Genomic DNA, 17,797 nt, shown 5'->3' with positions numbered 1-17,797 from the left:
TCTTCCGGTCGGCTACCACTCCCCGTCGTTGTACTGGGGCCGGGCGCGCAGGTACTGCGCCGGCCACATCGACGTGTCGGCGCCGAGCTCGTGCGCGGCGCGCATCGCGAAGTGCGGGTCGCGCATCATCGCCTTGCCGAACATCACCGCGTCGACCCGGCCCGAGGCGACGAGTTCGTCGGCGTGCGCCGGCGACGTGATGCGGCCGACTGCCGAGACCGCCACGCCACCCGACTCGCGTACCCGCTCGGCGTGCGGCACCTGGTACCCGGGGCCGGTCGTGATGCGCGCGTCGGCGACGAGTCCGCCGGTCGAGATGTCGAAGAAATCGGCGCCGGCCTCGTGAGCCCACCGGGCGACCGTGGCCGTCTGGGCTTCGTCCCAGCCGCCGTCGACCCAGTCGGTCGCCGAGAACCGCACGAACAGCGGCATCCGCTCGCCGATCTCGGCACGCACCGCGCGCACGATCTCGAGCAGCAGCCGTGCCCGCCCGCCGAGGTCGCCGCCCCACGCGTCGTCGCGGCGGTTCGACAGCGGCGAGAGGAACTGGTGCACGAGATAGCCGTGCGCGGCGTGCACCTCGACCAGGTCGAACTGCGCCTCGACGGCGTGGCGCGCCGCCCGCCGGAAGTCCTCGATCACCGCGCGGATGCCCGCCTCGTCGAGTGCGACGGGCTCGCGGTACCCCTCGAACGCGGTGGGCGACGCGGACACCGTCTGCCAGCCGCCCTCATCGAGCGGCTGCGACCCGGGCCGGCGCATCGGCTCGGGCCACACCGACGCCTTGCGCCCGGCGTGCGCGAGCTGGATGCCCGACGCAGCCCCCTGCGACCGGATGAACCGGGTGATGCGCCGCCACGCCGCGACCTGCTCGTCGTTCCAGATGCCCGTGTCGTGGTCGGAGATGCGCCCGACCGGGTTCACCGCCGTCGCCTCGGCGATCACGAGGCCCGCGCCGCCCGCGGCGAACGACCCGAGGTGCACGAGGTGCCAGTCGGTCGGCACGCCGTCGCGCGCGGTCACCGAGTACTGGCAGAGCGGCGGCACCCAGACCCGGTTGCGGATCTCGAGGTCGCGGATCGCGAGCGGGCGGAACAGCGCGGGCGCGGATGCCTCGGCGCGCGCCGAGGCATCCGTCGCGTTGGCCTGGGCGAGCGCGCTCACGAGGCGACCTCGCGAAGCCAGGCCTCGAGGCCGGCCGCGTCGGTGAAGACGTGGCCGTCGCCGCCGACGGCCTTCGCCCCCTCGACGTTCTCGGCCTTGTTGTCGATGAAGACCAGGTCGGATGCCTCGATGCCGAGCTCGTCGATGACGTGCTCGTAGATCTCGCGGCCGGGCTTGACGAGGCCGAGCTCGCCGCTGATGAAGACCCGGTCGAACAGCGGTGCGAACGACCCGAATCGCAGCCAGCCGGCGAAGTCGGCACCGGCGTTCGAGAGCAGGCCGAGCCGGGTGCCGCCCGCGCGCAAGGCGTGCAGTACCTCGAGCGTGCCCGGGTCGACGCTGAGCCAACTGCGGTGGTCGATCGACCACAGCTCGTGCACGTCGATCGGCGAGTACTCGAGGCCGAGGTCGCGACCGACCGTCGACCAGTAGTCGGCGATCGACAGCGTGCCCTGGTCGAGGCCCTCGCGGTGCGCCCAGTACGCCGACCAGAACGGCTCGGCCTCGGCGCCGGCGCGCTCGACCAGCGCGGCGCGGTCGTCGTCGGAAGGTTCGCGCGAGATCACCTCGCCGTAATCGAACACGACGACGCGCGGGCTCAACGAGATGGGTGCGAGGTGTGGCCGGGGCATGCCTTCCAACCTATCGTTGGAGCATGGAGCCGAACGGCTGGCGGGAATGGACGGCCGCGGATGCGGCCGAGTGGATCGTCGAGCCGGGGCCCGACGACGACAAGTACGCACGGGGCGTGCTCGGGGTGATCACCGGGTCGCTCGACTACCCGGGTGCGGCGGTACTCGGCGTCGAAGCGGCATCGCGTGCCGGCGCCGGCATGGTGCGGTACATCGGTCCGCGCCGGGTCGCCGCAGCGGTGCTGCTGCGCCGGCCTGAGACGGTGCGCGTCGCCGGCCGGGTGCAGGCCTGGCTGCTGGGCAGCGGCATGGATGCCACGCGCCGCTCGTTCGTGCTCGCGGGCGAACTGCAGCACGCGCTCGCCTCGGGCGTGCCGATCGTGCTCGACGCCGGAGCCCTCGACCTCGTCGGCAGCCACACCGGCCCCACGATCGTGACACCGCACGCGCGCGAACTGGCGAACCTGCTCGCCTCGCGCGACCTGCGCACCTCGGTCGAGGAGGTGCGAGCCGACCCCGCCGGGTGGGCCGTGCGTGCGGCTCGTGAACTCGGCACCGCGGTGCTGCTGAAAGGCGCGGTCACCCGGATCTGCGACCCCGAGGGCGACCGGTTCACCGTGACCGCCGCGACCCACCGGCTCGCCACCGCCGGCACGGGCGACGTGCTCGGCGGCATCCTCGGTGCGCTCGCCGCGACGAACCACGCCCGGTTCGCGCACCACCACACCGCGCTCGCGAAGATCGCCGCGACCGCGGCGTGGGTGCACGCCGAGGCAGGCCGGCGCGCGAGCGAGGCGGTCGAGGGCGGCCCGGTGACCGCGATGGACGTCGCCGAGGCGGTGCCCGCCGTGATCGGCGGGCTGGCGCGCCGGCACTGAACCTCAGCCGTGCAGCATGCGCGCGAGGAACTCGCGCGTGCGCGCCTCGCGCGGGGTGGTGAAGACCTCGTGCGCCGGCCCCTGCTCGGCGATCCGGCCGCCGTCGAGGAACACGACGCGGTCGGCCACGTCGCGCGCGAACGCCATCTCGTGGGTGGCCATCAGGATCGTGGTCCCGCCGTCGGCGAGCGACCGCACGAGCGCGAGCACCTCGCCGACCAGCTCGGGGTCGAGTGCGCTGGTCACCTCGTCGAGCAGCAGCAGCTCGGGCCCCGTCATGATGGCGCGCACGATCGCGACCCGCTGCTGCTGCCCGCCCGAGAGCCGGTCGGGATACGCGCCGGCGAAATCGGCCAGCCCGATCGAGGCGAGCAGGTCGCGCCCGCGCTGCTCGGCGTCGGCGCGAGGCATCCGGTGCACCAGCCGTGCCGCGAGCGTCACGTTGTCGAGCACCGACAGGTGCGGGAACAGGTTGTAGTGCTGGAACACTGCGCCGATGCGGGCGCGCACCCGGTCGGCGTTCACGCGTGGGTCGCTGATGTCTTCGCCGCGCAGCCGGATCACGCCGTCGTCGATGCGCTCGAGCAGGTTCACGGTGCGCAGCAGCGTCGACTTGCCCGAGCCCGACGCGCCGATGAGGGCGACGACCTCGTGGGCGGCGACCTCGAGGTCGATGCCGCGCAGCACCTCGGAGTCGCCGAACGACTTGCGGATGCCGGTGAGGTGGAGCACCGTCTCGGTCGAGGCGATCACACGAGGCTCCCGACCTGCTCGCGGTCGCGCATGCGCGCGGTCAGCCAATCGGTCACGCGGATCGTCGGCCACGCGAGCAGTACGAACAGCAGGCCCGCCACGACGTAGGGCGTGTAGTTGAAGAAGTGGGCGACCTCGATCTGGGCTCCGCGCACCGCGTCGACCGCGCCGAGCACCGAGATGAGCCCGACGTCCTTCTGCATGGCGACGAAGTCGTTCATGAGCGCCGGCGTCACCTTGCGCAGCCCCTGCGGCACGACGATGCGCCGCATGGTCTGCCCGTGCGTGAGGCCGAGGGCGCGTGCGGCGAGCCGCTGCGACGGATGCACCGCCTCGAAACCGGCCCGCAGCACCTCGGACACGTACGCGGAGTACACGATGACGATCGCCACCGTGCCCCACACCGCGAGGGGCACTCGGGGGAAGAAGTCGAGTGCGGGTACGCCGAAGCCGATCAGGTACAGCATGATGATCAGCGGAACCCCGCGGAACAGGTCGGTGTAGCCGGCCGCCAGCGCGCGCAGCGGGAAGAACACCGGCCCGCGCAGCGTGCGCAGCGTCGCAAGCAGCAGGCCGACGACGGCGACGCCGATCGCGGAGAACACGAGCACCTGGAGGTTCAGCCACAGCCCCGCGATGATGCGCGGGAACGAGGCCACCGCGACGTCCCAGTCGAAGAAGGTCTGCTGCACGCGGCTCCAGCCGGGCGAGAGCAGCACCACCCCGATGACGACCACGGCGAACACCAGCGTGCTCGCCGCGCTGACCAGCACCGATCGCCCGGTCTGCCGGCGCCGGTACGCGCGCCGTGCGAGCTCGATGTCGCTCGGGCCCGTCGCCGGGATGGTCGCGGGGGCGGTCACGCGCCCATGTTCGCGCACTCGCGCGGCGGAGCATCCGATGCCACGCCGCGGGTCGCGGCGGCGACGCCGGCCGGAGCGGTGCCGCCCCGGCCGGGACCGCCCGAACTCACCGCAGCACCGGTGCCGTGTCGTCCCCGCCCAGCCACTGCTCGGCCAGCGCGTCGAGCGTGCCGTCCTCGCGGAGCGCGTCGACCGCGGCGGTGACCCGCTCGGTGAGCGGCGAGTCTTTCGCGAGCACCAGGCCGAACTCGTCGCCGGCACCCGTCGCCGGCAGCTGGCCGATGATGAGGCCGCCGTCGAGCTCGGCGCCCGTCAGGTAGAACGCGGTCGGCAGGTCGACCACGATGGCGTCGACCGTGCCCGACTGCAGCGCCAGCTTCGCGTCGTCATTCGTGTTGAAGACCTGCGCGCCCTGGTCGGGCGCGATGGACTCCTCGATCGCGTCGAGGCTGGTGGTGCCGGTCTGGGCGCCGACGAGCAGCGGCTTCAGGTCGGCGATGGACGTCGCGCCGGCTGCGGGCGAGCCTTCGACGGTGATGACGACCTGCGTGGTCTCGTAGTACGGCGACGAGAAGTCGACCGCCTCGGCCCGTTCGGGCGTGATCGAGAACTGCTGCAGGTTGATGTCGAAGTCCTTCGGGCCGGGGGCGATCGCCTGGTCGAACGTCGTGCGCACCCAGACGACGTCGTCTTTCGCGAAGCCGAGCTGCTCGGCGACCGCGAACGCGACCGCCGACTCGAAGCCCTCGCCGGACTCGGGCGTGTCGTCGATGACCCACGGGAAGTAGGCGGGCTCGCCGGTGCCGACGGTGAACTTGCCCTCGGTGACGAAGTCGCCGCCCGAGCCGGTGTCACCGCCGCCCGCTGCGCAGCCCGTGAAGGCGAGGGTCGTCGCGGCGGCGGCGGCGACGGCGAAGAGGAGGAGCGGTCGACGGGACATGATGCCTCCGGAATGGATGGGGTCGGGGTCATTCAAGGATGCCTCGACACGGGCCGCGCGTTCGCGGACGTGTCGGATGATGACGCTCGGATAGGCTCACCGTATGTCGGTGGGGGCCGCGCGCCGCGCGCTGAGTGGGCGTGCCGTGCTCTGGATCGGCTTCGCCGTCGCCCACCTCGTGGTGGCGCTGCTCGGCCTGTACGGCATGGGCTGGCCGCTCGGCGACCTCGTCACGTACCGGGTATGGGCCGAGGAGGCGGATCTCGGCGTGCTGCGGATGGGCATCGACGCGCCGTGGGTGTACCCGATCCTCGCGTTCGCGCCGATGGCCGCCGCGCTCGCCCTCGGGCACGAGTGGTACGAGCAGGCGTGGCTCGTGATCGTCACGGGTCTCGATGCGATCGCGTTCGCGGTGTTGCTCGGGCGGGGCGTGCTCGCCCGCGGACGCCGCATCGCGGCCTGGTGGTGGATGCTGTTCATCGTGCTGCTCGGACCGGTCGCGCTCGGCCGCATCGACGCGGTCACCGTGCCGTTCGCCGTGGCCGGGCTGCTGTTCGCGCTCGGCCGTCCGCGGGTCGCCGCGACGCTGTTGACCGTGGGCGCGTGGATCAAGGTGTGGCCGGCCGCGCTGATCGGCGCGATCGTGGTGGCGTCGCGCCGCCGCTCGGAGGTCGCGCTCGTCGCCGCCGCGCTCAGCGCCGGCGTGCTCGGGGTGTCGCTGCTGGCCGGTTCGGGGCTGAACGCGCTCGGTTTCGTCGGCGAGCAGACGGGGCGCGGGCTGCAGGTCGAGGCGCCGGGTGCCGTGCCATTCCTCTGGATGATCGCCGCGGGCGACCGATCGCACCGGGTCTACTACGACCGTGACATCCTCACCTATCAGCTCGCCGGGGCCGGGGTGACCGAGGTGGCGTGGTGGTCGACCCCGCTGCTCGTCGTCGGAGTGACGGCCGTCGTGCTCGCGGGCGTGCGCGCCGTGCGTCACGGCGCGACCGCCGGGCGACTGCTCGCGCCGCTGTCGCTCGCGGTCGTCATCGTGCTCATCCTGGCGAACAAGGTCGGTTCGCCGCAGTTCGCCACCTGGCTCATCGCGCCGATCGTGCTGCAGGCCGTGCTCGCACGGCGGCGAGTGCTCGTGCCCGCGCTCGCCGGGCTGGGGGTGGCGCTGTCGACCCAGCTCATCTACCCGTACCTCTACGGCTGGTTGCTCATCGCCGACCCGGCTCTCGTGCTCGTGCTCACGCTGAAGGTCGCCCTGCTGGCGCTGCTGTTGGGGTGGGCGCTCGTCGCGGTGTGGCAGGCTGGATCCGCGCCGGAACGGCGCGTCGGCCGCCCGGTCGGCGCCGCCCGTTCGGCAGGGGAGGAATGATGCTGGTCGCGTTCTCGGTCGCCCCGAGCGGCACCGGTCGATCGGATGGCTCGGTGCACGACGCGGTCGCCGCGGCGGTGAAGATCGTGCGCGAGTCCGGCCTGCCGAACCGTACGACGTCGATGTTCACCGAGGTCGAAGGCGAGTGGGACGAGGTGTTCGACGTGGTGCGTCGCGCGACCGAGGCGGTGGGTGAATACGGCTCGCGCGTATCGCTGGTGCTGAAGGCCGACATCCGGCCCGGGTACGCGGGTGAGCTCGATGCCAAGATCGACCGGCTCGAGCACGCGATCGACGCGATCGACTGACTTCACCGGTCGGATTCGATCGACCCGCGTTCGAACCCGGCTTCTCGAATCGATTCGATCCGTGGCAGAATCGATAAAGTGACTCACCCCGACGACGGGCCGGCGACGCTGTCGCCGGCCCGCATCCGTTTCGCGCTCCTCGCGCTCGCCCTCGGCGGCTTCGGCATCGGCTCGACCGAGTTCGTCGCCATGGGCCTGTTGCCCGACATCGCCGCCGACCTGCTTCCCGGCCTCTACGCGTCGTCGCCCGAGGACGCGAACGCGCAGGCCGGCTGGCTGATCTCGGCGTACGCGCTCGGGGTGGTCGTGGGCGCGCCCACGATCGCTGCGGCCGCCGCCCGCTGGCCGCGCCGCCGGCTGCTGCTGGCACTGCTCACCGCGTTCACGCTCGGCACCGTGGCATCCGCGCTGCTGCCCTCCTTCGGGCTCGTGCTCGTCGCCCGGTTCGTCGCGGCACTGCCGCACGGCGCCTACTTCGGCATCGCCTCGCTCGTCGCCGCGAGCCTCATGGGGCCGGGCAAACGCGGCCAGGGCGTCGCCCTCGTGCTGTCGGGCCTCACGATCGCGAACGTCATCGGCGTGCCCGCGATCACCTGGCTCGGCCAGGTCACCGACTGGCGCATCGCGTACCTCGCGGTCGCCGGCATCTTCGCCGCGACCTTCCTCGCCGTGCTCGTCGCGGTGCCCTGGCAGCCCGGCGACCCCGACGCGACGATCGCGCGCGAACTGCGCGCGTTCAGCCGGCTGCAGGTCTGGTTCGCGCTCGCGATCGGCGCGATCGGGTTCGGCGGCCTGTTCGCGGTGTACACCTACGTGGCGCCCCTCGCGACCGAGGTCACGGGGCTGGATGCCGCGGCGGTGCCCATCGTGCTCGTCGTCGTCGGCCTCGGCATGACGGTCGGCAACCTGATCGGAGGCCGGCTCGCCGACTGGAGCGTGCGACGCTCGATGTACCTGTTCTTCGTGCTGCTGGCCGCCGCGCTCGTGCTGCTCGGGTTCACGGCGACGAACGTCGTGGGGCTCGGCGCCGGCGTGTTCCTGGTCGGCGCGGCGTCGGCCGCGCTGTCGCCGACGATCCAGACCCGCCTCATGGATGTCGCGCGCGACAGCCAGTCGATCGCCGCCGCGCTCAACCACTCCGCGCTGAACATCGGCAACAGCCTCGGCGCCGCGCTCGGTGGCCTCGCGATCGCGGCCGGGCTCGGCTACGTCGCCCCCGTCTGGATCGGCCTCGGGCTCACGGGTGCGGGCATCGTGCTCGCGGTCGCGAGCTTCGCGCTCGACCGGTCGCGTCGTCGTCGCGGCGTGGAGGTGCCCTATGCGACGGGCGCGATCGCAGCCATCGAGGGCTGACCGCGGCTCGCGGAGAACATGACGGATGCCTCGCCGGCGAGGCATCCGGTGGTGATCGCGCCAAGCGCGGCGCGCCGGTCGTGCCGTGCCGTGCCGTGCCGGAGCGCGTCAGTCGGTCTGCAGCAGAATGCCGTCGGCGATCGCGCGCTTGCGCAGGGCGACCTTCGTACCGACGTCGTAACCCGCGACGCGGTACTTCTCGCGGATGCGCTTGAGGTAGCTCTTGGCCGTCTCCTCTGAGATGCCGAGTTGGAAGGCGACCGCCTTCACCGGCTGGCCTGCGCCGTAGAGGGCCATCACGCGGCGCTCCTGCGCCGACAGCTTCGGCGACTGCGCACCATCGGAGAGCGTCGCCTCGACCTCGGGGGTGAGGAACAGGTCGCCCGCGTGCGCGGCACGGATGGCCTCGACGATCGTCTCGACCGGCTCGGACTTCGGCAGGTAGCCGAGCGCACCGGCCGCGAGCGCGCCGCGCACCTGCTCGGGCTCGGAGTAGGTGCTGATGAGCAGCGTCTGCGCGCCCGCCGCCTTCAGCGTCGGGAGCTTGATCTGCACCGGGATGTTGTCTTTCAGGTCGAGGTCGAGCAGCACCACGTCCACCGGGAACTCAGGACTGGCCAGCAGCTCGGACCACGACGGCACCGCGGCGGCGACGGTGATGTCGGTGGCCGCGGTGCGCAGCCACTCGCTCAGCGCACCGAGGAGCATGCGGTGATCGTCGACGATCGCGAGACGGATGGGAGCAGGGGAGGGCATCTAGGCTCCTCGGTGTCGGGCGCCCGGACTGGGCGCGGTCGGTGCGCGGTGGTGCGGTTCGAGACGTCCGTCGATCTCGATGCCGAATCCGTCGGCGGTGGCGAAGGTGCGATGTGCTCCCACCGTACCCACCGCGTCCCAGATCGCGGGGTCGAGATGACGCGGTTGGACGTCGGAAACCGAGACGGCGACCCTGAGCTGCTCGGGGCGCAGCTCGTCATCGTCGTCGTCGGCGCTGATCCGGACGAGCGCACGGGCCGTGGCGCGTCGCGGCCGGGAACCGACCAGCATCCACAGCACGAGCAGCAGCCCCTCACGCTGGGCCGGCGTGAGCTGAGCGGCCAGGCCGGTCGGATCGTCAACCGTCACGTGCCCGCTGAGATACGCCGACTCGGTCACCGCGTGGCGCAGCCAGGTGTCGGTGCGGCCCTCGATGAGGCGCACACGCAGGCGGGCGGCAAGGGCGCCCGCGAGTTCGGATGCCTCGGGCGGCAACGGGATGGCGACCCGGCCCGACCCGACGTCCTCGAGGAGGTCCTCGGCGTCGCGGTCGAGGTTCACGAGCTCCTCCGACGCGCGCATGCCCACCGCCGAGCGCGGCGTGGCGACCGTACTCTGCACGAGGCTCAGGTCGACCTCACGGCGCACGAGGCGGCGGAATCCGTCGATCGCGATGACGCCGAGCACCATGGGCAGCGCCGCCGATGCCGCCACCGCGAGCCCGAGTGCGATCGCTCGCCCCGCCTCGGGCTGCCACACCGCCTCAGCGACGAGCACCGCCGCCGCCGCGCAGGCGGCGATGAGCGGTACGCGGGTGAGCCGCATGGCGGCGACCGGCAGCAGCGCCACGGCGGCAGCGGCGCCGGCCGTGGGCGTGATGCCGAGATGCAGCAGCCCCGTCGTCGCCGACACATCGAGTGCGACGACCGCCGCGAGGCCGACGAGCGCACCCGCCAGCAGCCACGTCGGCACGGTGAAGCCGCACGCGATGACGGCGATGGTCGCCGCGATCCCGAGCGTCGCGAGCAGAATCCACGCCGGCCACGGCCCCGCGCCCGGGGGGAACACCGGTGCCTGCATCACGGCGTGCACCAGGTGCCCGATCACGAGGAACCCCGCCGCGACCGCGATGCCGGTGGCCAGGCGTCGGCCGCCGTGGCCCGCGTGCACGTTGCCGGCCGCCTCGGCCGACCGGGCGGGGCGTCGGAACCCGCGCTCGCGTCCGGGGCGGGCGGCGGTCTCGTCGAATGCGGCGGTCACGGCTTCGGCACCTCGAGCATCACGGTGGTGCCGGCGCCCGGCGATGAGAACACGCGGGCGCGCCCGCCGACCGCGTCGAGGCGGCCTACGACGGACTCGGCGAACCCGAGCCGCGCTCGGTCGACCTCGCCCGGCTCGAAACCGGCGCCCGAATCGGTGACCATGGCGCGCACCGTGCGGTCGTCGTCGGTCACGGTGACGTCGGCCTCGGCGACGCCCGAGTGCCGTCGCACGTTCTCGAGGCATTCGCCGAGCGCGCCGACGAGCGCATCGAGCGTGTCGCGGGGCAGCGCGAGCTGGCCGGTGCCGTGCCAGCTGACATCGAGACCCATCCGCGAGAACCGCTGCCGCACGGACTCGAACGTCGTGCTCAGGCTGCCGACCTCGGCGTCGGGGGAGAAGATCGTGGACGTACCCCCGTCGAGGGGAGCGCCGAGCCGAAGCATCCGAAGCAGCCGGGCGTCGTCGCTGGCCTGCTGGCGCAGTGCGGCCGTGCCCACGCCCACCCCTGAATGCGCCAGCAAGCTCAGGGTCGCGAGCACCGTGTCGTGCAGCACCCGCGCGTCCTGGCGCCGCTGTGCGGCGAGCTCGCTCGCCATCCGCTCGGCCTGGTGGGCGCGGCCGACCTCTTCGATGCGCTCGCCGGTGCGCGCGATGGCGAGGTCGAGCCAGCGACCGAGCGATGCGGCGGCGAGCCATCCGACCGCGACCGCGAGCACCGCGGCACCAGTGGGCCGCCCGACGAGCGCGAGGCCGGCGTACACGGCGAGGACGACCGCGAGGGTGCCCACGACGATCCAGCCGCCTCGCGGGCGGACGATGAGCATGATCGCGGCCGAGGCCGCGGCGACGGCCCCCACGGCGGCGGCGACGGTGGAAGCGACGGGGTCGGCGGTCTGCTCGGGCGCGATCACCACGACGACCGCCAGTGCGAGCGCGACTACGCCGAGCAGCGGGACCAGCCCGCCGCGGCGCGTGGCGAACACGAGCAGGGCGCACAGTGCGATGAGGAGCACGGCGCCGACGGCCTGCGCGGCTACCGGCGCCGTTCCGGGCACGATGAGGCCGGCGAGGGCGCCGGCTGCTCCGGTGATGCCGGCGACGCGCGCGACGCGCCTCAGCAGGCGGTCGCGTTCCTTCTGGATCCGCTTCATCTTCCTCCGGGTCGGCCCGATCGAACGACCGGGGCGGCCCCTGGCAGGAAGCGTACCGTGTCGTGAGGCGCCGATTCGTGGCGAAGGCGTCTCGACCCCCCGAGCTGGGGGTGCAGCCGGGGGCGGCGTCGAACGGGTGGTCGGGCGGCTCAGGCGGCCAGCAGGCCGGCGATCGCATCGCCGATGAACGCGTCCTCGATGAGGAACGCGTCGTGGCCGTACTCGCTGGAGAGCAGCAGGGGGCCGGGACCGTGCACGAGGGTCGGCACGTGCGCGGCGATCTCGCGCTGGCCGTCGAGGCCGAAGTAGCGGTCGCTGTCGATGCCGACGACGAGGGTCTTCGCGCGGATGCCGGCGAGCGCGGACGCCACGCCGCCGCGGCCCCGGCCGACGTCGTGCGAGTTCATCGACTCGGTGAGCACGAGATAGCTGTTGGCGTCGAACCGTCGCGTGAACCGGTTGCCGTGGAAGTCGAGGTAGCTCTCGACCGCGAACCGGCCGCCGCCGCCGAGCGGGTCGAGGCCCGACTGCCATGAGCGCTCGAACCGGGCGTTCAGCTCGGCCGCCGAACGGTAGTTCAGCATCGCCATGCGGCGCGCGAGCGCGAGGCCGCGGGTCGGCCCGTCGCCGTCGGGGAGGTCGTAGTAGTCGCCGCCCGCGAAGGCCGGGTCGGCGCGGATCGCCTCGAGCTGCACCGAGTTGAGTGCGATCTGGTCGGCGGTGGCGGCGGCGGGTGCGGCGAGCACCGCGATGCGGTCGACCCGCTCGGGCGCCATGATCGCCCACTCGAGCACGTGCATCGCGCCCATCGACCCGCCGACCACCGCGGCGAACCGGTCGATGCCGATCGCACTCGCGAACGCGAGCTGCGCGGCGACCTGGTCGCGAATGGTGAGGAACGGGAACCGCGAGCCCCACTCGAGACCGTCGGCGGCCAGCGATGCCGGACCGGTCGAGCCCTGGCAGCCGCCGAGCACGTTCGGGGCGACGACGAACCAGCGGTCGGTGTCGATCGCCAGCCCCGGACCGACCACGCCGGGCCACCAGCCCGCGCTCGCGTGCCCCGGCCCGGCCGGGCCGAGCACGTGGCTGTCGCCCGTGAGCGCGTGCAGCACGAGCACCGCGTTGTCGCCCGCGGGGGAGAGCTCGCCCCACGTCTCGTAGGCGATCACGACGTCGGGAACCAGCCCGCCGGACTCGAGCGCGACATCGCCGATGCGCACGAACCGGCGGTCGCCGGGGTGGTCGCCGACCCGCCACGCGCCCGTCGCCGGCGCCCGGCCCGGTTGCGGCGACGCCGGGAAATCGGGGATGACCCGCGCCGGGGCGGTCTCGGCGGTCGACTGCCAGTCCATGCCTTCGATTCTCTCGGAGCCCGACGGTCGGCGGGGCATTGTTACGTGCGCCCCGGCCGCTCGGCCCGGCCCCACCCGGCCAGGGGCGGGGCGGGCGGACATGACGGATGCCGCGGGCATGTGCCCGCGGCATCCGTCGCGTTCGTTCGGTTACGCCACCCGCGCAGCCTCGGTCGCCGCGCGCGCGGCAGCGAACGCCTGCTCGAGGTCGGCCTTCAGGTCGTCGACGTTCTCGATACCCACCGACAGGCGCACGAGGCCCGGCGTCACGCCGGTGGTGAGCTGCTGCTCGGGCGTGAGCTGCGAGTGCGTCGTCGACGCCGGGTGGATCACGAGCGACCGCACGTCGCCGATGTTCGCCAGGTGGCTGAACAGCTCGAGACGATCGACGAGCGTGCGGCCGGCGTCGACGCCGCCCTTCAGCTCGAACGAGAGCACCGCGCCGACGCCCTTCGGCGCGTAGCGATTGGCGGCCGCGTACCACGGGCTCGACGGAAGGCCCGAGTAGTTGACGCTCGCCACGTCGGGGTGGGTGTCGAGCCACTCGGCGATCTCCTGCGCGTTCTGCACATGGCGCTCGACCCGCAGCGACAGCGTCTCGATGCCCTGGATGAGCAGCCACGCACTGTTCGGCGAGATCGCCGAGCCGAGGTCGCGCAGCAGCTGCACGCGCGCCTTGATGATGTAGGCGAGCCCGTCGCCGACCGCGGTGGTGTAGCTCGCGCCGTGATACGACGGGTCGGGCTCGGTCAGGCCCGGGAACTTCTCGACGTTCTTCGACCACTCGAACGTGCCGCCGTCGACGATGACGCCGCCGATGGTGGTGCCGTGGCCGCCGAGGAACTTCGTCGCCGAGTGCACGACGATGTCGGCGCCGTGCTCGAATGGACGGATCAGGTACGGCGTGGCGATCGTGTTGTCGACGATGAGCGGGATGCCGGCCTCGTGCGCGATGTCGGCGACGCCGCGGATGTCGAGCACGTTGATCTTGGGGTTGCCGATGGTCTCGGCGAAGAAGAGCTTCGTGTTCGGACGCACCGCGCGGCGCCACTCGTCGGCGTCGTCCTGGTTCTCGACGAACGTCGTCTCGATGCCGAGCTTGGCGAGCGTGTACTTGAACAGGTTGTACGTGCCGCCGTAGATCGACGACGACGAGACGATGTGGTCGCCGGCCTGTGCGATGTTCAGCACCGCGAAGGTCGACGCGGCCTGTCCCGACGCCAGCAGCAGCGCGCCCGAGCCGCCCTCGAGCGCGGCGATGCGCTCTTCGACGACCGCCTGGGTCGGGTTCTGGATGCGGGTGTAGATGTTGCCGAACTCGGCGAGCGCGAACAGGTTCTGCGCGTGCTCGGCGTTGTCGAACACGTACGACGTGGTCTGGTAGATCGGCGTGGCACGGGCCTTGGTGACCGGGTCGGGGGCGGCGCCCGAGTGCACCTGCTTCGTCTCGAACTGCCAGTCGGCGGGGTTGCTGCTCATGGGTGTGGTCTCCTTCGTGCGGCGCGCGACAGCGCCGTGATCCGACCACGCTAGGAGGGGCTCGGATGCCCGGCAACGAGGCCGGTCACGGGGCGTAACCGCCGGTCACGGGGCGGAACGGTTCGCAGACCGGGCGGATGCCGCGACCCGCCGCCGCTCAGTGCGGCCGGTCGTCGGTGGGCAGCACGATGGTGCCGGTCGGGGTGGCCGGGGTGGGGCGGAACAGCCACCGTGCGCGGGGCTGCACGAGGGGCCGGAACACCCGCCGCACCGGCCTCAGCGACAGCACGACCGAAACGCCGATGCAGAACACGATCATGGTCGGCAGCACCCACCACGGCTGGGGGCCGGAGAGCAGGTCGGTCTCGCGGAGGGGATAGAGGACGAAGCTGTGCAGCAGGTAGATGTACATGGTGGCTCCGCCGAACGCGGTGAACCAGTGATGGCCGCGCGGCATGAGGACGAGGAAGGCCACCGCGAGCACCATGGCGAGCAGCAGCAGCCCCAGCCGGATCAGTCCCGACCACGGCTCCTCGTAGCCGATCGCGACATACGATTCGTCGTAGAGCATGAACCGGCGCAGCTTCAGGTCGCGCCAGGTCTCGATCGCGGCGGGCATGACCGCCAGCAGCACCGCGAATAACGCGATCGCCCCGGCACGCCACCGCCAGGCCGCCGCGGTCGACAGCGCCAGCCAGCGCCCGGTGATGCGCCACTGCCGCAGCTGCCACCCGAACACGAAGAACGGCAGCATGCCGAACGTGCGGCTGAGCGCGAGGGTCGAGTCGATCGTCTCGGTGTAGCCGGCGCCGATCGAGATGAGGATCGCGATCGGCAGCGGCCAGCGCAGCAGCACCAGGTACGGCAGCACGATGCGCCAGATCGCGAGCGCGATGAGGAACCACAGTGTCCACGACGCCGTGGTGAAGTCGAGCGCGAACTCGCCGCCGAGCACCCACCGGATCACCGTCCAGATCGTCTCGAAGATCAGGTACGGGAACACGATCTCGGTGAGGACCTGCTTCAGCGCCCGAGCCGTCGGCGGCCCCGACTTCGCGAAGTAGCCCGACACGGTGACGAACACCGCGACGTGGAACGAGTAGATGAACAGGTACGCGCTGTACGCCGCGTCGTCTTCGCCGATGAGGGGCAGGATGCCGTGCCCGATGACCACGAGCGTGATCGCGATCCAGCGCGCGTTGTCCCAGAGGGGGACGCGCCGCTTCGGCATCGGTCGTGCGGTCGGCGCGGGATGGTGCATCCGACCATTCTTCCCTGACCGGCCGGTACGCGCGATCCCACCCGTGCGCGGCAGAATGGGCGCATGACGCAGTTGCGAGCCGTGGTGACGGGAGCCAGTTCTGGGATCGGGGCCGCCACGGTGCGCGCCTTCCGCGGCGCCGGCTGGGAGGTCGTGGCGGTCGCCCGCCGCGAGGAGCGCCTGCGGGCGCTCGCAGACGAGACCGGGGCATCCGTCCTGGTCGCCGATGTCACCGACCAGGCCGACGTCGACGCCCTGCGCGACCGCGTGCGGGAGCTCGGCCCGATCCACGCGCTGGTGAACAACGCGGGCGGGGCGAAGGGACTCGACAGCGTCGAGGCATCCGACCCCGAGGACTGGCGTTGGATGTTCGAGGTGAACGTGCTCGGCACCAAGCGAGTCATCGCCGCGCTGCTGCCGCTGCTGCGCGAGGGCGCGATCGAGCGCGGCGTCGCCGACATCGTGAACCTGACCTCGATCGCGGGGCACGTCGCCTACGTCGGCGGCGGCGGGTACAACGCGGCGAAGTTCGCCGAGCACGCGCTGACCGCGGTGCTGCGGCTCGAGCTGAACGGCGAGCCGATCCGGGTCATCGAGGTCGCGCCGGGCATGGTCAAGACCGACGAGTTCGCGCTCGTGCGGTTCGGCGGCGACCGGGCCCGCGCCGACGCCGTCTACGACGGCGTGCCCGAGCCGCTGGTGGCCGAGGACATCGCCGAGATCATCGTGGATGCTGCGACGAAGCCCCGGCACGTCGACCTCGACCTCATCGTCGTGAAGCCGGTCGCGCAGTCGGCGCCGCACCTGGTGGCCAAGGGCCCGCTCACCGTGCGATCGGCGGGCCGGGCATGAGCGTGCATCTGGTCGGCGGCGGGACGTTCGAACCGACGGATGCGACGGCGCCGATCTGGGCGGGGTTCCGCGACGAGGCGGCGGCGCACGCCGCCCGGGCCGGGCGCGAGGTGCCGCGGATCGCGGTGATCACCGCGCGCAGCGGCGACCCGGCCGCGCAGGCGGCGAAGATCGTCGCCCTGCTCGACGCGGCCGGGCCGGTCGAGGTGCGAACGTCCGTGATCATCGGCGATGGCGAGACCGTGCCGCCCGCCGCGCTCGCTGAGGTCGACGGTGTCGTGATCGGCGGCGGGCATGCGCCGAGCTACCGTGCGGCGGTCGAGCCGGTCTTCGGCGAGCTGCGCCGGCAGGTCGCCGCCGGCGTACCGTATCTCGGCTTCTCGGCGGGCGCGATGATCGCCGCCGAGCGTGCGATCATCGGCGGGCGCCGGATCGGCGGGGTCGTCGTCTCGCCCGAGCCGGGCGATCAGGAACTCGACGAGGTGACGATCGCTCCCGGCATCGGCTTGGTCGACGTGGCCATCGAGGTGCACGTCGCCCAGTGGGGCGCGCTGTCGCGACTCGTCGCCGCGGTCGAGGCCGGCCTCGTCGAGGGCGGGCTCGGCATCGACGAGGACACCGCGCTCGTCGTCGGCGACGGCGGGCTGCGGGTCGTCGGGACCGGGAGCGTCTGGCGGGTGCTGCCCGGCGAGCAGGGCGTGGTCGTCGCGACGATGGGAGCCTGAGGCGTGCCGAAGACGCTGCCCGAGCTCGCCGAGGCCGGGCTCATGGATCCCGGTTGGGCCGACGCCCTCGCCCCCGTCGCGGGCGACATCGCCCGGATGGGCGACTTCCTGCGCGCCGAGACGGCCGCCGGCCGTGGCTACCTGCCCGCGGGCGACCACGTGCTGCGTGCGTTCGCGGCCCCGTTCTCCGACGTGCGGGTGCTCATCGTCGGCCAGGACCCGTACCCCACCCCGGGGCATCCGATCGGCCTGTCCTTCGCGGTCGAGCAGCACGTGCGACCGATCCCGCGAAGCCTGCAGAACATCTACCGCGAACTCGCCGACGACCTCGGCGTGCACCCGCCCGCGCACGGCGACCTCTCGGCGTGGACGCGCAACGGCGTCATGCTGCTGAACCGCGTGCTCACCGTGCGACCGGGTGCGCCCGCCTCGCACCGCGGCGCCGGATGGGAGGCCGTCACCGACCACGCCATCCGCGCCCTCGTGGCCCGAGGCACGCCGATGGTCGCGATCCTGTGGGGGCGCGACGCGCAGTCGCTGAAGCCGCTGCTCGACGGCACGCCGGCGATCGAGTCGGTGCACCCCAGCCCGCTGTCGGCCTCGCGCGGCTTCTTCGGATCCCGACCGTTCAGCCGCGCCAACACGCTGCTCGCCCAGCGCGGCGGGCGACCCGTCGACTGGAGCCTCGAACCATGACC

At 72.6% G+C, this 17,797-nt stretch carries 18 protein-coding genes; 7 read left to right on the top strand and 11 right to left on the bottom strand.

Features of this window, described 5'->3' with window-relative positions; all coding sequences use genetic code 11:
- Positions 1-12: 12 nt before the first annotated feature.
- Positions 13-1,098: an NADH:flavin oxidoreductase/NADH oxidase gene (locus tag FLP10_RS02915; RefSeq protein ID WP_149162055.1), complete on the bottom strand. Its 1,086-nt coding sequence runs from the start codon at positions 1,096-1,098 to the stop codon at positions 13-15.
- A 62-nt stretch (positions 1,099-1,160) separates the two neighbouring features.
- Positions 1,161-1,796: an HAD family hydrolase gene (locus FLP10_RS02910; protein ID WP_149159500.1), complete on the bottom strand. Its 636-nt coding sequence runs from the start codon at positions 1,794-1,796 to the stop codon at positions 1,161-1,163.
- A 23-nt stretch (positions 1,797-1,819) separates the two neighbouring features.
- Between FLP10_RS02910 and FLP10_RS02905 the strand changes: the two genes are divergently transcribed.
- On the top strand, positions 1,820-2,674 hold the full coding sequence (locus FLP10_RS02905; protein WP_149159499.1) for an ADP-dependent NAD(P)H-hydrate dehydratase: 855 nt from the start codon (positions 1,820-1,822) through the stop codon (positions 2,672-2,674).
- A 3-nt stretch (positions 2,675-2,677) separates the two neighbouring features.
- Here the strand turns inward: FLP10_RS02905 and FLP10_RS02900 are convergent, their stop codons facing one another.
- The 3 genes from FLP10_RS02900 to FLP10_RS02890 form a co-directional block, all read right to left on the bottom strand.
- A complete protein-coding gene (locus FLP10_RS02900; RefSeq protein WP_168209081.1) occupies positions 2,678-3,427 on the bottom strand; it encodes an amino acid ABC transporter ATP-binding protein in 750 nt (249 codons plus the stop codon).
- Entirely contained in the window at positions 3,424-4,290 is an 867-nt protein-coding gene (locus tag FLP10_RS02895) for an amino acid ABC transporter permease (protein ID WP_149159498.1), read from the bottom strand. The genes FLP10_RS02900 and FLP10_RS02895 overlap by 4 nt, the downstream gene beginning before the upstream one ends.
- Positions 4,291-4,396: 106 nt before the next feature.
- Positions 4,397-5,230 (bottom strand): ABC transporter substrate-binding protein, encoded by an 834-nt coding sequence (locus FLP10_RS02890; RefSeq protein ID WP_149159497.1) that lies wholly within the window; start codon positions 5,228-5,230, stop codon positions 4,397-4,399.
- A 103-nt stretch (positions 5,231-5,333) separates the two neighbouring features.
- On the opposite strand from FLP10_RS02890, the gene FLP10_RS02885 reads away from it, so the two are divergent.
- The 3 genes from FLP10_RS02885 (at position 5,334) to FLP10_RS02875 (ending at position 8,257) form a co-directional block, all read left to right on the top strand.
- A complete protein-coding gene (locus tag FLP10_RS02885) occupies positions 5,334-6,596 on the top strand; it encodes a hypothetical protein (RefSeq protein ID WP_246150151.1) in 1,263 nt (420 codons plus the stop codon).
- Positions 6,596-6,904 carry a thiamine-binding protein gene (locus tag FLP10_RS02880; RefSeq protein WP_149162052.1) on the top strand — a complete coding sequence of 103 codons (309 nt, stop codon included), beginning with the start codon at positions 6,596-6,598 and terminating at the stop codon, positions 6,902-6,904. The genes FLP10_RS02885 and FLP10_RS02880 overlap by 1 nt, the downstream gene beginning before the upstream one ends.
- 78 nt (positions 6,905-6,982) lie before the next feature.
- Complete coding sequence (locus FLP10_RS02875; RefSeq protein ID WP_149159496.1) at positions 6,983-8,257, top strand: MFS transporter; 1,275 nt, start codon at positions 6,983-6,985, stop codon at positions 8,255-8,257.
- A 108-nt stretch (positions 8,258-8,365) separates the two neighbouring features.
- Here the strand turns inward: FLP10_RS02875 and FLP10_RS02870 are convergent, their stop codons facing one another.
- The 6 genes from FLP10_RS02870 to FLP10_RS02845 all read right to left on the bottom strand — a co-directional run bounded on the left by FLP10_RS02870 (position 8,366) and on the right by FLP10_RS02845 (position 15,522).
- On the bottom strand, positions 8,366-9,013 hold the full coding sequence (locus FLP10_RS02870) for a response regulator transcription factor (protein ID WP_149159495.1): 648 nt from the start codon (positions 9,011-9,013) through the stop codon (positions 8,366-8,368).
- Positions 9,014-10,273, bottom strand: a complete 1,260-nt coding sequence (locus FLP10_RS02865; RefSeq protein WP_149159494.1) for a hypothetical protein — start codon at positions 10,271-10,273, stop codon at positions 9,014-9,016.
- Positions 10,270-10,506, bottom strand: coding sequence for an ATP-binding protein (locus FLP10_RS17910; RefSeq protein ID WP_425457640.1), 237 nt, complete (start codon positions 10,504-10,506; stop codon positions 10,270-10,272). Before FLP10_RS17910 ends, FLP10_RS02865 begins: the two co-directional genes overlap by 4 nt.
- A gap of 1,070 nt (positions 10,507-11,576) precedes the next feature.
- Positions 11,577-12,782, bottom strand: coding sequence for a homoserine O-acetyltransferase MetX (metX, locus tag FLP10_RS02855; RefSeq protein ID WP_149159492.1), 1,206 nt, complete (start codon positions 12,780-12,782; stop codon positions 11,577-11,579).
- A 150-nt stretch (positions 12,783-12,932) separates the two neighbouring features.
- Complete coding sequence (locus tag FLP10_RS02850; protein ID WP_149159491.1) at positions 12,933-14,261, bottom strand: bifunctional o-acetylhomoserine/o-acetylserine sulfhydrylase; 1,329 nt, start codon at positions 14,259-14,261, stop codon at positions 12,933-12,935.
- A 157-nt stretch (positions 14,262-14,418) separates the two neighbouring features.
- On the bottom strand, positions 14,419-15,522 hold the full coding sequence (locus FLP10_RS02845) for an acyltransferase family protein (RefSeq protein WP_149159490.1): 1,104 nt from the start codon (positions 15,520-15,522) through the stop codon (positions 14,419-14,421).
- 63 nt (positions 15,523-15,585) lie between these two features.
- Between FLP10_RS02845 and FLP10_RS02840 the strand changes: the two genes are divergently transcribed.
- From FLP10_RS02840 to FLP10_RS02830, 3 genes are read left to right on the top strand one after another with little or no spacing between them, the layout of a single operon-like run.
- On the top strand, positions 15,586-16,374 hold the full coding sequence (locus FLP10_RS02840) for an SDR family NAD(P)-dependent oxidoreductase (protein WP_149159489.1): 789 nt from the start codon (positions 15,586-15,588) through the stop codon (positions 16,372-16,374).
- On the top strand, positions 16,371-17,099 hold the full coding sequence (locus tag FLP10_RS02835; RefSeq protein ID WP_149159488.1) for a Type 1 glutamine amidotransferase-like domain-containing protein: 729 nt from the start codon (positions 16,371-16,373) through the stop codon (positions 17,097-17,099). Before FLP10_RS02840 ends, FLP10_RS02835 begins: the two co-directional genes overlap by 4 nt.
- Before the next feature lie 3 nt (positions 17,100-17,102).
- Positions 17,103-17,795: a uracil-DNA glycosylase gene (locus FLP10_RS02830; RefSeq protein ID WP_210418465.1), complete on the top strand. Its 693-nt coding sequence runs from the start codon at positions 17,103-17,105 to the stop codon at positions 17,793-17,795.
- Positions 17,796-17,797 lie beyond the last annotated feature (2 nt).

The organism is Agromyces intestinalis (assembly GCF_008365295.1).
Taxonomy (GTDB): Bacteria; Actinomycetota; Actinomycetes; order Actinomycetales; family Microbacteriaceae; genus Agromyces; species Agromyces intestinalis.
This window is presented reverse-complemented; position numbering and strand designations above follow the sequence as displayed.